Annotated in this window: 11 protein-coding genes; 1 reads left to right on the top strand and 10 read right to left on the bottom strand. The window is 37.8% G+C overall.

Annotation, left to right across the window (positions count from 1 at the left end):
- Nucleotides 1-35: 35 nt before the first annotated feature.
- The 5 genes from trxA to zapA all read right to left on the bottom strand — a co-directional run bounded on the left by trxA (nt 36) and on the right by zapA (nt 5,416).
- Nucleotides 36-347, bottom strand: a complete 312-nt coding sequence (trxA, locus tag HCB38_RS04980; RefSeq protein WP_185318566.1) for a thioredoxin — start codon at nt 345-347, stop codon at nt 36-38.
- An 80-nt stretch (nt 348-427) separates the two neighbouring features.
- On the bottom strand, nt 428-2,785 hold the full coding sequence (locus HCB38_RS04975; protein WP_185637722.1) for an endonuclease MutS2: 2,358 nt from the start codon (nt 2,783-2,785) through the stop codon (nt 428-430).
- A gap of 22 nt (nt 2,786-2,807) precedes the next feature.
- Nucleotides 2,808-4,520, bottom strand: a complete 1,713-nt coding sequence (polX, locus tag HCB38_RS04970) for a DNA polymerase/3'-5' exonuclease PolX (RefSeq protein WP_185637720.1) — start codon at nt 4,518-4,520, stop codon at nt 2,808-2,810.
- Between the two features lie 90 nt (nt 4,521-4,610).
- Nucleotides 4,611-5,153, bottom strand: coding sequence for a CvpA family protein (locus tag HCB38_RS04965; RefSeq protein WP_185318563.1), 543 nt, complete (start codon nt 5,151-5,153; stop codon nt 4,611-4,613).
- Nucleotides 5,153-5,416, bottom strand: coding sequence for a cell division protein ZapA (gene zapA / locus HCB38_RS04960; protein WP_185318562.1), 264 nt, complete (start codon nt 5,414-5,416; stop codon nt 5,153-5,155). Before zapA ends, HCB38_RS04965 begins: the two co-directional genes overlap by 1 nt.
- Before the next feature lie 153 nt (nt 5,417-5,569).
- On the opposite strand from zapA, the gene rnhC reads away from it, so the two are divergent.
- Nucleotides 5,570-6,496, top strand: coding sequence for a ribonuclease HIII (gene rnhC, locus HCB38_RS04955; RefSeq protein ID WP_185638010.1), 927 nt, complete (start codon nt 5,570-5,572; stop codon nt 6,494-6,496).
- A gap of 36 nt (nt 6,497-6,532) precedes the next feature.
- Here rnhC and HCB38_RS04950 read toward each other — a convergent pair whose 3' ends face one another.
- From HCB38_RS04950 to HCB38_RS04930, 5 genes are all read right to left on the bottom strand, one after another.
- Nucleotides 6,533-7,207, bottom strand: coding sequence for a uracil-DNA glycosylase (locus HCB38_RS04950; RefSeq protein ID WP_185619918.1), 675 nt, complete (start codon nt 7,205-7,207; stop codon nt 6,533-6,535).
- A 105-nt stretch (nt 7,208-7,312) separates the two neighbouring features.
- Complete coding sequence (locus HCB38_RS04945) at nt 7,313-10,513, bottom strand: MMPL family transporter (protein WP_185637719.1); 3,201 nt, start codon at nt 10,511-10,513, stop codon at nt 7,313-7,315.
- Nucleotides 10,510-10,980, bottom strand: coding sequence for a MarR family winged helix-turn-helix transcriptional regulator (locus HCB38_RS04940; RefSeq protein ID WP_185318559.1), 471 nt, complete (start codon nt 10,978-10,980; stop codon nt 10,510-10,512). Before HCB38_RS04940 ends, HCB38_RS04945 begins: the two co-directional genes overlap by 4 nt.
- 95 nt (nt 10,981-11,075) lie before the next feature.
- Complete coding sequence (locus HCB38_RS04935) at nt 11,076-14,486, bottom strand: FtsX-like permease family protein (RefSeq protein WP_185637717.1); 3,411 nt, start codon at nt 14,484-14,486, stop codon at nt 11,076-11,078.
- A gap of 13 nt (nt 14,487-14,499) precedes the next feature.
- Nucleotides 14,500-15,201, bottom strand: a complete 702-nt coding sequence (locus HCB38_RS04930; RefSeq protein WP_185637714.1) for an ABC transporter ATP-binding protein — start codon at nt 15,199-15,201, stop codon at nt 14,500-14,502.
- Between the last annotated feature and the right edge of the window lie 55 nt (nt 15,202-15,256).

The following is a 15,256-nucleotide window of genomic DNA, read 5'->3' as shown; positions in this document are numbered from 1 at the left end:
TGTTTGTTCTAAGCTTCTTTCATTTTAGCATAATTTTAAACGTATTTGTTGATGACTTCATCCAGTTCTTCTTTTGGACGGTAGCCGATAATTGTTTCTACTACTTCGCCATCTTTTTTTATAAGAAGTGTTGGAATGCTCATAACACCAAAGCTTCCAGGTGTTTCTGGGTTTTCATCTACGTCCATTTTGACGATTTTAAGTGCTTCGCCGCGTTCTTCTTGTATTTCTTCTAAAACTGGAGCCACCATGCGGCAAGGACCACACCATGTTGCCCAGAAATCTGTTAATACTAAACCTTCATTAGTTTCTTGTTCAAATGTTGCATCTGTAATTTCTTTTACCATGATTTAATTCACTCCTTATGACTTTTGTACACACAGTATAGCATTTACGCCAATTTGGAGCCATGTTTTTGCTCAGTTGTTTACTTGAACTCAACGATTGTTACACCGTTCCCGCCTTCTGCTGCGGCTCCGAAGCGAATCGATTTGACCATGCGATGATTTTTTAGATATTCTGTGACGCCGGTTCTAAGGGCACCAGTTCCTTTACCATGAATAATTGCTACTTGAGGATATCCTGCGAGTAGTGCTTCATCCAAGTATTTGTCGACTTTTTGCAAAGCATCTTCGTAACGTTCGCCGCGCAAATCGAGCTCGCTTTTTGCTGGAGAGCCGCCGCTATGAACCGATGTAATGATTCGTTGTTTTTTTGGTTTCTCTGGTTGAATGTATTCTAAGTCAGTGGTTTTGATTTTCATTTTGATGATGCCGATTTGGACGTTCCATTCTTTATCGCTAATTTTGTTTAAAAGTGTGCCTTTTTGGCCGAGCGATAGGACACGAACATTGTCTCCTTCTTGGAATACGTGTGGCTTTTGTTTTGGTGCTTGTGGAATAGTTTTATTTATTGTTTTTGGTTTAGTTTTTCCAAGTCTTGTTTTAGCATCGATTAGTTCATGTTCTTTGATTCCCGCTGCCCCGTTTAATTGCATTGCGCGCAGTTCATGGATAATTTCTTCGGCTTCTGTTTCGGCTTTTTCTACGATTCCAGCAGCTTTTTCGTTTGCTTGTTCGAGTAATTTATCTTTTTGTTGATAGTAATTGGTAATTTCTTTTTGTAAATCTTTTAAAAGAGCATCGGCACCGCGAGCTAGTTCGCGCGCTTCTTCATATTCTCTTTCTGCTAGATTTCGTTTTTCTTCTAGACTTGATATCATGTCATTTAAGTCTGCACTTTCAGTATCAACGAGGCTTCTTGCTTCTGTGATGATACTTTCACTTAAACCAAGGCGGCGTGAAATATCAAATGCGTTACTTCGTCCAGGTACGCCAATGAGTAGTTTGTATGTTGGACTGAGTGTTTCAACATTAAATTCAACGGAAGCATTTGTCGCATGTGCTCGGTTATATCCATAAGCTTTTAGTTCAGGATAGTGAGTCGTTGCCACCACACTTGCACCTTTTTTATGACTCGCATCAAGAATGGCAATGGCGAGTGCTGCTCCTTCTTGAGGATCCGTTCCTGCACCAAGCTCATCATATAAAATAAGTGATTTATGATTTACTTTTTCTAAAATGGAAACAATGTTTGTCATATGGGATGAAAAAGTACTTAAGCTTTGTTCGATAGATTGTTCATCGCCAATATCAGCAAATACGTTTTCAAAAACAGCGATAGTCGAATCTTCTTGCGCTGGGATTTGTAAGCCTGATTGTGCCATCAAGGTTAATAAGCCTAATGTTTTTAACGTAATTGTTTTACCACCTGTATTTGGACCAGTAATAACAATCGTACTAAAATCCTCACCTAAATAAATGTCATTAGCAACAACTTTCTCAGCATCTAAAAGCGGATGTCTGGCTGCTATTAAATGGACGATTCCTGTATCGCTCAAATGCGGCGTTACAGCTTTCACAGCTTTCCCGAATCGAGCTTTTGCGAGAATGAAATCAAATCGACCTAAAATAAAGGTATTATGATGAATCTCATTAATCCAGCCAGCTAATGAAGCAGAAATTTCAGCTAAGATTCGTTCGATTTCTTGTTTTTCTTTCGCTTGAAGGGCTTTGCGTTCGTTATTTAGATCAACCACGCTTTGTGGCTCAATGAAAAGCGTTTGACCGGATGCAGATTGGTCATGAACGATACCGCCATAATGTCCTTTATATTCTTGTTTCACGGGGATAACATAGCGATCATTTCGAATCGTAATAACCGCATCACTTAGCATTTTTGAAGCGTTGCGATCGCGTAAATAAGATTCTAGCTTTTCACGCACCCGGTCCTCTGTCCGGCGCAAAGTACGACGAATCGAGCTAAGGGCTTCACTAGCTGTATCTAATATTTTCCCGCTTTCATCTATTGAAATGGCAATATCTTCCTCTACATCTTTTAATACTAAAAGTTCATCAGAAAGTGCGCCGAGTAAAGGTATTTCGACCCCAATTTCTAGTAAGTCGTTCATAAAGTTTTTCATTTGACGGCTTACACGCAAGTTACTACCAATTTGGTAGATTTCTAGCCCGTTTAAATCGCCCCCAATCTCTAGACGTTTTAAATGTGCAAAAACATCTGTTAGACCAGTGATTGGCGCACTTCCCCGTAAGCGAATAATTTTGGCTCCTTCTTCTGTTTCAAGTTGTACTTTTTGTACCACTTGAAAATCTGTAGCTGGAGCAAGTTCGTAAATCGCTTGCTCCCCTAGTGAAGAAGAAGCAAATTCAGCAAGTTGTTTTTTTATTTTATCAAATTCTAAAATGGCTTCTACTTTTTTTTCCATTTGTCATCCTTCTTTTTAAAAGTTATTTATTCTGTAAAAATTGTTTGAATTCTGCGGCTGATTTCGTATTCAGGATTGCAGATTTATCTAGCCAAGCTTTCGTTGCAGCACGGACTCCAATCGACATAAAATCAAGATGTTTCGTGTCGTGTGCATCCGTATTAATTGCAATTGGAACTCCCGCCGCGTGAGCCATTTCTAAATGCTCGCGGTTTAAATCAAGACGCTGTGGATTGGCATTTAATTCTAAGGCAGTTCCTGTATTTTTCGCTAAATTGATTAGTTCTTTCATATTAACATGATATGGCTTTCTTTTCACGACAATTCTACCTGTTGGATGCGCAATTAGGCGCACATATGGATTTTCACAGGCTGTTTTTAGTCGTTTCATAATCTCTTCTTCTGATTGTTGAAAACTGGAATGAATCGATGCGATAACAAAATCCAGCTGTTTCAATGTTTCATCATCAAAGTCCAGTGAGCCATCCGCTAAAATATCCATTTCAACACCTGAATAAACATCAATTTCCGGATAATTAGCAGCTACTTTTTTGATTTCCTCCTGTTGCTCAAGTAATCTTTTCTCATCCAGACCATTGGCTACTCGCAAAAATTTTCCATGATCTGTAATAACCATATATTCATACCCTTTTGCAATACAAGCTTCAATCATTTCTGGAATCGCATAAGCCCCATCTGACCAAGTGGTATGCATGTGTAAGTCACCCCGGATATCACTTAATTCAAGGAATCTTGTATCCTTCGTCACGCGCTCAATTTCTGTGCCATCTCGGCGAACTTCAGGTGGTAGAAACGGGAGCTTAAAATGTTCAAAAAACGTTTTTTCCGATTCAAAGTGACGAACACTGCCATCTTCTTGTTCCACACCATATTCGCTTATTTTTTCATTTGATTGTTTGGCTAATTGACGCATTTTGATATTATGATCTTTAGAGCCAGTAAAATGGTGCAGTGTCGTTGCGAAAGCTTTCTTTTCTACTAAACGGAAATCTACTGAGATAGTAATTTTATCTTCTAATACAGCTGATACTTTTGTTTCACCAGCTCCAATAACGTCCGTAATTAATGGAAATGCAAGTAAAGCTTTTTGTACTTCTTCTGGCTTTTCAGTAGCAATAACGTAATCTAAATCTTTCACCGTTTCCCGTAATCTTCGTAAACTGCCTGCTTGAGCAAAAGTTTCGATTGGAGCAATATCCGCAAGATAAGCTTCTACTTTTTGAATGATTGGTAAAACATCATTTAGCGGATATCTATCAGGACGCTCGCCCATTTCGAGCACTGCTTCAACCATTTTTTCAGCAGACTTTTTCCCAAAACCTTTTAATGCTTCAATATGACCGTTTTCTGCTTCTTGGAGTAGTGTATCTTTATCCACCACACCAAGCTCATGATAAAGACGTGATAATTTCTTACCGCCAAGCCCTGGCACATCTAAAAGTGGGACGAGGCCAGCAGGTACTTCTTTTTTTAACTCCTCAAGTTCTGGACATTTCCCGCTATCTAAATAACGTTGAATAATTTCGCCTGTTGTTTTCCCAATCCCACTTATCTTCGTAAAATCATCTATTTCAGAAAGGCTTCTGCTATCTAACTCAATTGCTTGCGCGGCTTTTCGGAAAGCAGATATTTTAAAGCTGTTTTCTCCTTTTAATTCCATATAAGTGGCAATTTTTTCAAGTAAACGAATAATCTCTTTTTTATTGGTAGCCATCTTTTTTCCTCCTTTTACATCATTAAAAAATACCAGAGAAATCCTATCCAAAATTGGCTAAGAGTATACATCTGGTATCGAATGTTTCTTTTATTTTGGCAGAATGTCTGTCATCCAGTCATAAAATTGTTCAGACAATATTGGCGTGTTTTCAAGTATCCACTGGGCAACCGTCGAACTATCGATGAGGTTTTCAGACCAATTCGCCGGATAAATTGCCATGATGAACAAGACAACAAAAATAATTAAGTACGATTTAATAACACCAAAAACAGCTGCTAATAATCCATTAATTTGGCGTAAGACTGGTATTTTAGTCAAGCCACCAACAAGGGAAGCGAGCATATGCACAACAATGATAGCGACAATAAAAATAATCGCAAATCCAAGTACGTTGTAATAAGCTGTTTCTGTTCGTAATTCTTGTAAAATAATAGATAACCCATCTGCAGTATCACTACCTGGATAAGGAATAAATGTTAAATGTGGCGCTAAATCTTCGTAATACGTATACGAGATAAAAAATGCCAAAATATAACCTAATAATAAGATAAGTTGTTTGATAAGGCCTGTTCTAAATCCTGCAAAAAAGCCGCAAACAAGTAAAATTAAAATAATCGCATTTAAAATCATTAATCTCTTCCTTTAATTCGAGCCAGTTCTTGCTCCAACTCTAGATATTTTTGTTCTAGTTTTAAATAATCGTGTGTCGCATTCACAGCTGTCAGTACAGCGAGCCTACCACTATCTAGTGCGTGATTTTGGGAGCCGATTTCGTGCATTTTTTCATCGACCTCGCGAGCTACTTTTCGTAAGTGGTCTGTTGTTTCTACGCCAACAATCGTATATTCTCTACCGTAAATTGTTGTCACTACTTTATTTCTATCATTTGCCACGTAAATTCCTCCTCGCCCAAATTCATTTAGGCCGCTACTTGTCATAATCTTATCACGAAAAAGCTGGAAAGAAAAGAGTCAACCACCTGTTTAGCTGATATTCAGTCTTTCGTCGTAGTATGTTACAATAGAGCTTTGAAAGGATGATGCCTTATCGCAAATACAGTTATCTTAGTCGACCAACCAACACTTGAAAAAATGAAACAAACATATCTCCCTTTTTCTACTCCAAAACTACCACCAGGAGCTGTTTTTGCTGCAAAAAAACCTGGTGTCTCCATCACTGGCTATAAATCGCGCAAAGTGATGTTTCAAGGGGTGAACGGGGAAGCTGAAGCAAAAAAATGGGTAGCAACTCTTCCAGAATCAAAAGCAAAAGCGCCCTCCGTCTCTAAAGGGATTCTTCCGGCAAACTTCGCATCAAAAAATGTCATTGGTTCAGATGAAGTCGGCACTGGCGATTTTTTTGGACCGATTACGGTTTGTGCCGCATACGTGGACGCGGAAATGATGCCACTTTTAAAAGAACTAGGCGTAAAAGATTCTAAAGCGATGAAAGATCCAGAAATTTGTCGCATTGCCGAGAAAATCATGCTACTTGTTCCACATAGTGTGCTACTTTGCCCTAATCCTAAATACAACGAACTCCAAAAAAGGGGCATGAACCAAGGACAAATGAAAGCTTTATTACATAATCGCGCCATTGAAAACGTCTTGAAAAAGCTTGCTCCAGTTAAACCAGAAGCGATTTTAATTGATCAATTTGCTGAAAAAAATACGTATTACCGTTATTTAGCAAAAGAACCAAGTATTATTCGAGAAGATGTGTTTTTTGCGACAAAAGCAGAAGGGTTACATCTTTCCGTAGCTGCTGCTTCGATTATTGCTCGTTATAAATTTGTGCAAGCTTTTGATGCGATGTCAAAAGAAGTTGGCATCTCGCTTCCAAAAGGTGCAGGACCTCATGTGGATGCTGTTGCAGCGGAAATCATCGAACGATTTGGTTTGGAAACATTAGCTAAATATACAAAACAACATTTCGCAAATACAGAGAAAGCACTAAAAATGGTTAATAAGTAAAAAACATCTCGTCAATTAATGGCGAGATGTTTTTATTTATATAGAAGGAATTTGCCAATCGATTGGTTTTACACCATTTTGTTCTAAGAATTGATTCGTCTTAGAAAAATGTTTGCATCCCATAAAACCGCGCGATGCTGAAAGTGGGCTTGGATGAACGGATGTAAACGCAGTATGTTTCGGGTTTGTTAGTAATTGCACCTTTTCTTTCGCATTGCTTCCCCATAGTAAAAAGACTACTGGTTCTTCTTTTTGATTAATGATTTCAATAATGCGGTTCGTTAGTATTTCCCAGCCTTGTCCCCGGTGTGAGTTAGCTTGACCAGCGCGTACAGTTAGAACCGTATTTAATAGTAGTACTCCTTGATCTGCCCACGATATCAAATAACCATTATTTGGAATCTCACAATTCAAGTCATTATGTAATTCTAAATAAATATTTTGCAGTGATGGTGGAATCTGTACTCCTTGTTGAACGGAAAATGAGAGCCCGTGTGCTTGACCTGGCCCGTGATATGGGTCTTGTCCGAGAATTACCACTTTGACATCTTTATAGGCTGTATGCTTTAATGCATTGAAAATATCGTACATGTCTGGAAATATTTTTTTTGATTGGTATTCTTTTTTTAAGAACTGGCGAAGGGTTAAATAATATGGTTGGTTAAACTCATTTTTTAGTAACTCATCCCAGTCATTTCCGAGTTTTATCATGGTTCCTTCCTCCTTCATTTATCTATCTACACTTATCTTAGCAAATTAATTTTTGAAATCAAACTAAAAACCGCACCCCTTTAAAAAGGAATGCGGTTTATTTTGTTATTTTTTCGGTGGTACGTTTTCTTGATGGTCACCTTTTCTTGTAATAAATGGCCACCAGTTGCCTCGTCCGAATAGTTTAACCATTACCGGAACGAAGAGCGGTAAAATAACGACGGCATAAAGTACTAATCCGATTAGAACAACAGTCGCTATTTCCAACAAAGAAAGTACGCCAGCTGGCATCATTGCAGCGAATGTTCCTCCGAGAATAATGACTGCTGAGAAGATAACACCACCCATATTTTTCATGGCTTTTATCATTCTATCACGTACAGAGAGTCCGTTGTATTCGTTAAATCTCGACATCAAGAATATCGAATAATCAATACCGAGTGCAACGAGTACTACAAATCCGAAGAACGGCGTTGCCCATGTTAGACCACTGTATCCGAGAATTCGCATAAAGATAATTTCTGCGAACCCAAGTGCAGCAAAGTATGTTAATACTAGTGATGCAATTAGATAAATTGGCATGACTAGAGAACGTAGCACAATAACAAGCGTGACAAAAACACTCGCTAGAACGATAACAAGAACTAAATGATAGTCAGCAGTTGACATATCTCTTGTATCGTAATTGGCACTCGTCATTCCACCAATACCAATTTTCGCATTTTCTAGTTTGGTTCCTTTCATACTGGCTGCTAGTTGTTCATTAATGTCATCAATCGAATCCATCGCTTCATTGGAATATGGATTTTTAGTTAAAATCACATTAATTGTTGCCAGTTTTCCATCAGAAGAGATGTACTGGTCTAATACTTTTTGGAAGTCAGCATTTTTTAGTAGCGCATCTGGTACATAAATTCCGGAACTTGCATAGGGAACTTTTGACCAATCTTCAATAAGTCCGTTCGCTGTGTTTAGACCGCTTTCTACTTTGCCTAATCCATCTGCCCCGGAGGTTAGGCCATCTGTTAATTGACCCATTTGACCGTTAATGCCTGCAAAGCCATCTTTTAGAGCACCTTGTCCAGCGGCGATTTGATTTAGAGCATTAGATATTTCCGGCATTTTGGAAACCACTTGTCCTTGACCGTCTGCGGCTTGATTTAAACCTTTTTCTAATTGATCTAGTCCTGTTTCGATTTGGCCAAGTCCTGTACTAAAAGCGCTAAGTCCGTTCGAGATTTGCTTGGACTGTGCATTTAATTGATTCATTGCGGTTGCTAGTTGCTGAATACCTTGATTTAGTTCTTTCATTTTTGCTTGAAGTGCTGCCATTTGTTGTCCGGCAGTTGTTTTCAATTCATTTCCAGCTGTTTCTAAGCCTTGAATATCTGCGGCTAGTTTTTGGAATCGAGGATCATTTCTCACTTCTGGATGAGCTGCTGCAAATGCTTGAAAAGATTCCCCGATTTTTTTAAACTGCGCCTCTAGTCTGGAAGTATCAATTGCTTGGGAGTTCGGGTTTTCAAATCCTTTTAATTGGTCTGCTACGTTTTGTAAGTTTTTCTGAATTTCAGCGTAACCTGCCTGGATTTGCGCTTCCCCATTTTGTAACGTAGCTAGTTGTGATTTGGCTGTTGCTACGCCTTGTTTTAAGTCGCTAGCTCCAGTTGCTCCGCTTTCAATTCCTGTTTGGATTTGTGCAAGCGCTGTTTGTAATTGGTCAATTCCTTCTTGTGTTGCAACAGTGCCTTTTTGTAAGTCGTTTACTCCTGAGACGGCTTTATCAAGGGCTGGCTCGGATTTTTTGAGTTCTGAACTTGCTGAATCTAAGCCTTTTTTCACTTCCCCTACGCCATCAGTTGCTTGGCCTACGCCGTCGTTTACTTGTCCAGCTTGGTTTTTAATGTAAATATCATCTACTCGTTTTCCGGCTGGACGTGAAGCGCTCATAACCATATCAATGCCTTTTAGATGTGATAAATCATCGGAAATTTTTTCAATTTGCGCGATGTATTCGGTTGTACGCATGTTATCATCATTTTCGATAAAAACTTGTGTAGGCGCTACTTGCCCTGCTCCAAAACTATCTGAAACAATTTCAAAACCTTTTTTGGAAGGATATTTGTCACTAATTTCATCTAGTGAGTTGAATGATTCTGTTCCTGTATGAAGTAAAATTGGCGGCAACGTAATCGCGGCAACGATTAATAAAGCAATCCACGGTCTAGCAAAAGTGAATTTACCAGCGGCGCCCCAAACTTTATTTTCCTTATGGCTAATATTTTTATTTAATGGCCAAAATAAATGGGTTCCGAGCGTGCTCATAAAGAATGGTACAAGCGTATAAAGTGCGGCAAGTAAAATGATAATTCCAACGCCGACTGCCACTGCGGATCGATATAAATCAAATTGAACAAAATAAAGGGAAGTAAATGCAACAAGAACCGCTACACCGCTATAAATAACTGTTTTCCCAGCTGTACGATATGTGGCATGAACAGCTTCTCGTGGATCAAGTCCTGCTCCCATTTCTTCTTTAAATCGACTCATTAAGAGAATACAATAATCAGTCCCAATGCCGAACATAATACAAACCATAAATATTTGCGTGTATGTGGAAACTGGAAAATTAAATAGATCTATTAAGAATGCTACAGTACTTTGTGCGACAAGATAACTTATTCCTACTGTTAAAAGTGGAATAAACGGAGCAACTGCAGATCTAAAAACAAGGAATAATACAACTAGTATAAAGACAACTGTGATGCCTTCTGTTTTATGTAAACCGTCTTCTGAACCTTGAACGACGTCTTCTTGAATTAGTTTATTTCCTGTTAAGTAAGTATCAACGCCTTTAACATTCATTTTTTTATCTAGAGCGTTTCGAATACTTTTAACAGAGGCATCTGCATCATCTACAGTTAAACTTGCTACCATCGTTTTACCATCTTTTGATAAGAATTTATCTTTAAGTTCTGGTTGGTTAAAACTTGATACCACGTTGGTTACATGAAGTTCATCTTTATTTTTGTCAATAGAATCTAGTGATTTTTTAATATTGTTTAGCTCTGTTCCAGTTAACTTATGGTCAGCTGTATAAACAGCAATGTAAGCTGAACCTTTATCATCTGGATTATGTTTCTTTTGCATTTCCGTTGCTAGTGATGACGGATAGCCATCAGGCAGCTTTAATTCGCCTTTTTCGCGTACAAGATCTGCCATGGGTGGTGCAATAAACATTAATACGACTGCTGCTGCAAGCCAAAATGCTAAAATAGCCCAGCGGAGTTTCATAATCCATTTCATGCCAAATCTCTCCTTTTATTTTTAGGCTCGACAACCGACTTGGTAATTTTTTGAAACAACTCAAAAAATTGTTCGCTGTCTTTTTCCCCTAGTATTTCGAGCCATTCGTTTACGAGTAACTCTAATTGTTTTTCACACTCTTCGTAAACGCTATTCCCTTTTTCTGAGATAGTTAAAACTACGGCACGTTTATCTTGCTGGTTTCGTTCTCGTCTAATGTAGCCCTTTTCTTCTAGTTTTTTCAGCTTAGGTGTAATAGCACTCTTATTTACTGCTAAAGTGGCTGCCAGTTCTGTTGCACTAATACCATCATAGGTAGCAATCTCGCGCAATACAAAAAACTGCTCAATGGAAAGGTCAACAGTACTTGCGGAAATTTCCGAAATAGCTTGATGTATTTGATTCATCGCAAATATATATGTTTGTTGGTAGCTTTTTATTAGTTGTTTTACTTTTTGTCTTTCCAAATAAAGTTCACCCCTTTAACTATTTTTTAGTTTAAGCTTTATTTATTTTTAAGTCAAATGAAAAGAACTTGCCAAAAAACAAGTTCTTTTCATTATTATTCAACTGATTTTAGTGCTTCAATCATGTCAATTCGTTTCAGTTTAATGTGCATAACAACCATCACAATTGTTGCAAAAACGAGGGTGAGTATGCCGGAAAATAGGTAGCTTGTCCAACTAATCGCCGGACTGAACATCATTTGATCCACTTCTGCGGTTGTGATGACGAATCGGTGCAAGAAGAAGCCAAGGACAAATCCCGCGGCAATGCCCATTAAGGTTAAAATAATGTTTTCACGGTAGACATACATTGTCACTTCTTTTGGATAAAAGCCGAGTACTTTAATAGTAGAAAGTTCTCGTATTCGTTCTGATACGTTAATATTTGTTAAATTGTAAAGCACTACAAACGCAAGTAATGCAGCTGAAGTAATGAGTACCACAATAACAATATTTAGACTATCCAGTGTATCATTTAACAAGGAACTAACATTATTGGAAAAAGTAACATTTAAAATTGCTTTACTATCTGTTAATTTTTCCGCAAAGTTGCTTTCTACTTTTTCGGAGGTATCTTTTAACATCAATAAATCTAAATTGTAGACTGGTTTTTCCTTAAATGTTTGCTGATAATACGCTTTGGTCATATAAATATAGTGCATGGCGTAGTTTTCAGTAACGGCACTAACTTTTATTTGGAATTTGTCATTTTCAGCATTTTTGACGGTAATTGTGTCACCTGGCTTTATACCGAATAATTTGGCCAGTTTTTCCGTTATAATTGCTCCGTCATCAGTGAGTTTTTCGGTTGTATGACTAGCTCGGTCACGAAGCACGATGTAATCGGGTAGTTCATTTAAATTTTCAGGAACAATAATAGAGGTAGTTTGTGCTGATTGTCCTGATTTTACAGTATCAATATTTTTTTGTGACATAGCTAATTTGCTTTTGATATTGGAGTCATTCATTAGTTCATCAAAAGTTTCTTTGGCTGCAGGTGGTGCGCTCATGTCTTGATAAATAGCTGCGTCATATTTCATAATTTGGCCATATTGCATTTTGGCGATATCACTAATTGAATTTCGTAGTCCAAATCCAGTTAGAATTAATGCTGTACATCCAGCAACTCCTAGAACCGTCATGAGCATTCTCTGTTTGTAACGGAATAAATTTCTTGCAGTCACTTTACTTGTGAAGTTCATTCGTTTCCAGACAAAACTAATTCGCTCTAAGAAAATCCGTTTGCCGATTTTTGGCGCTTTAGGACGCATTAACGTTGCTGCATTGGCGCGAAGTTCAGCACGACAAGCTACATAAGCTGTAAATGTGGTACAGAATAAAGCGACAAATAAAGCAAGCAAGCTATAACTCCAATAAAATCCAATATCTACAGATGGCATTTCATACATGGATTTATAGGCATTGAAAATAATGTTCGGGAAAAATTGAAAGCCAATTAAAATTCCAAGTACGCTTCCAATGACACTGGCAATCGACCCATAAACAAGATATTTCAAAATAATACTACCATTGGAATAACCAAATGCTTTTAATGTTCCAATTTGCGTTCTCTGTTCCTCTACCATGCGCGTCATTGTCGTTAAACAAACAAGAGCAGCAATTAAAAAGAAGAAAATTGGAAAGGCGGTCGATAAGGAAGTTAAACGATCTGCATTTTCTTTGTACTCGCTATAGCCTGGATTATCATTACGATCAAGGACATAGTATTTCGGAAGTTTCAGCGCATCTAATTTTTGCTGACCGATTTGTACATCTTTTTCCGCACTGGCTAATTTGGCTTCTGCTTTCGCTTTTTCTTTTTTAAATAAAGCGAAATTTTTATCGTATTCTGCTTGTCCGGCATTTAATTTTGCAAGTGCATTTTGTAATTCTGCGGAACCTGTTTCTTTTCCATCAGCTAATTGCTGTTTTGCTTGCGAAATTTTTTCAAGACCTGCTTGATATTTGGTAAGGCCATTTTGGTAAGCAATTTTTGCTTTTTGAAGTTCTTGGGTTTTGGCAGCCAATGTTTTTTCGCCTTGTTCTATCGTTTGTTTTTCAGCATCTAAAGTGGTTCTAGCGGATTGGTATTCATTTTCAGCATTAACGACTTGTGTAAGGGCCTCATTTAGAGCTTCTCTAATTTCCGCATCGCTAATAGCGCCATTTTCATAATCATCTAGTAAATTATTCATGGCATTTTCGTATTCTTCGCGCTCCGCATTTGATAAATCGAGTTCGGATGTGAGCATTTGAAATGAATCTGTTAAACTTACCCGGTCTATTTCAAAATCAGTTAAATCTGGTTGTTTTAAAGCATTTTCTATAGTCGATTTTGTAGCTCGTAAATAACCATTTGCTGTATTTAAGAGATTATTTGCATCTTCCCAAGCCGCGCGTCCTTCTTCTAATTCCATCTCAGCTTGTAGAAGCGCTTTTTCACCTTGATCGATTTGCATTTTTGCTACGTCTAATTGTTTTTTGGCTTTGGCAAGTTCTGCTTCCCCACTTGCAATTTCAGCTTCCCCTTGTTTGATTTTTGCATCATAGTTTGCTCTAGCTGCATTATATTTGGAAAAACCTTCCTCTAACTGTGCTTTGGCATCTGCAAGTTTTATTTCATTTGCTTGTAATTCTGCTTTACCTTTGTTAATTTCTGCAGTAGCCTCATCTAGTTTCTTTTGTTCATTTGTCTTGATTTTATTTAATCTTTTTTCTGGTTGATCTCTCAAAGCTTTTTCGACGCTTTTCTTATCTTTTTCTTCGGTGGAAACGTATGCGTCACTAAATGCTTGTTTCGCTGCTAAATTCTTAAAAGTAAGATTGGCAATAGTGTATTCTGGTAAATTAAAATCCTGTTCTGGAATTACACCAAAAGCATCTGTCTTCCCTTTACCTACCGTGCTCGAGCCACGTTCGGACTTTTGAATATAGGCGGGTGAGCTAACAAAACCGACTACTTTATAGGTTGATTTTTTAAGTGTATTAGTTAACTTATTGCCATCGCTTTTTACAAAAGTTATTTTGTCACCAATTTTAACATTTTTATGAACAAGTTGATTATTATCGAGCGCAATTTCTCCTGATTTTTCTGGTAAACGGCCACTAATCACCTTGTATTGATTTAAATTATTGCTTTTGGATGTGGAGAATAGTTTCGTAACGATATTTTTATCTTTCATTAGAGTGTCTGCTGTATATCCGAGCTCCACTTGTGCGACACCGGAAATAGCTTCTAACGCTTCTTTATCTGTCTTATCTAATCCATAAGTAGATTGCACATTAAAATTAGCTAATTCATACTTTTTAAAATAATTGTCTGCTGTTAGTAGCATATCTGGTCCTGTTGCTTTAAGTCCGGAGAAAAAAGCAACACCTAACATAATCAGCATAAAAATGGAAATAAAGCGGCTCTTGGAACGCCATATTTCGCGGTAGATATCTTTCCATAAAGCTGAACGTTTCACTAGTTGCTCCTTTCTACCATTCTAAATCATCAATGGACATTGGTTCTGGATTTTCTTTGATGCTACGAACTTTTGCATTATTAATTTCAATAATTCGATCAGCAATTGGCGTAATTGCTGTGTTATGAGTAATGACAATAACGGTTGTCCCCGTGTTGCGGCAAGTTTCTTGTAATAATTTTAAAACTGATTTTCCAGTATCGTAATCAAGTGCACCAGTTGGCTCATCGCATAAAAGCAGTTTCGGAGCTTTAGCAAGTGCACGAGCTATGGCGACACGCTGCTGTTCCCCGCCAGATAATTGTGCTGGAAAATTGTCTAGTCTGTGGCTTAAGCCAACTTGGGTTAAAACTGTTTCTGCATCTAGTGCATTCGGCGCAATTTGGGCTGCTAATTCTACATTCTCTTTGGCAGTCAAATTAGGTACCAAATTGTAAAATTGGAATACAAAACCGACATCTGTTCGTCGATACTTGGTTAATTGCTTTGCGCTATATTGAGCAATATCTTGCCCGTCTACGCTAATTTGTCCTTCACTTGCGCTATCCATTCCACCAAGGATGTTGAGTACAGTGGATTTTCCAGCCCCGGAAGGTCCAACAATAACAACAAATTCACCTTTTTTTATCCCGAAAGTGATTTTATCATTAGCAGTAACAACATTCTCACCCATTTGATAGTATTTAGATACATCTTTCATTTCTACATAGGTCATTTTTCTCGTCCTTTTTTCTCTGGCATGTGCCATCATTATAACATGTGTTATTTAA

Source organism: Listeria farberi (assembly GCF_014229295.1).
Classification (GTDB): domain Bacteria; phylum Bacillota; class Bacilli; order Lactobacillales; family Listeriaceae; genus Listeria; species Listeria farberi.
This window is presented reverse-complemented; position numbering and strand designations above follow the sequence as displayed.

Excerpts from the sequence above, each read along its gene's own strand:
- trxA (WP_185318566.1), bottom strand. The coding sequence starts at position 347 with ATGGTAAAAGAAATTACAGATGCAACATTTGAACAAGAAACTAATGAA.
- HCB38_RS04975 (WP_185637722.1), bottom strand. The coding sequence starts at position 2,785 with ATGGAAAAAAAAGTAGAAGCCATTTTAGAATTTGATAAAATAAAAAAA.
- polX (WP_185637720.1), bottom strand. The coding sequence starts at position 4,520 with ATGGCTACCAATAAAAAAGAGATTATTCGTTTACTTGAAAAAATTGCC.
- HCB38_RS04965 (WP_185318563.1), bottom strand. The coding sequence starts at position 5,153 with ATGATTTTAAATGCGATTATTTTAATTTTACTTGTTTGCGGCTTTTTT.
- HCB38_RS04950 (WP_185619918.1), bottom strand. The coding sequence starts at position 7,207 with ATGATAAAACTCGGAAATGACTGGGATGAGTTACTAAAAAATGAGTTT.
- HCB38_RS04945 (WP_185637719.1), bottom strand. The coding sequence starts at position 10,513 with ATGAAATGGATTATGAAACTCCGCTGGGCTATTTTAGCATTTTGGCTT.
- HCB38_RS04930 (WP_185637714.1), bottom strand. The coding sequence starts at position 15,201 with ATGACCTATGTAGAAATGAAAGATGTATCTAAATACTATCAAATGGGT.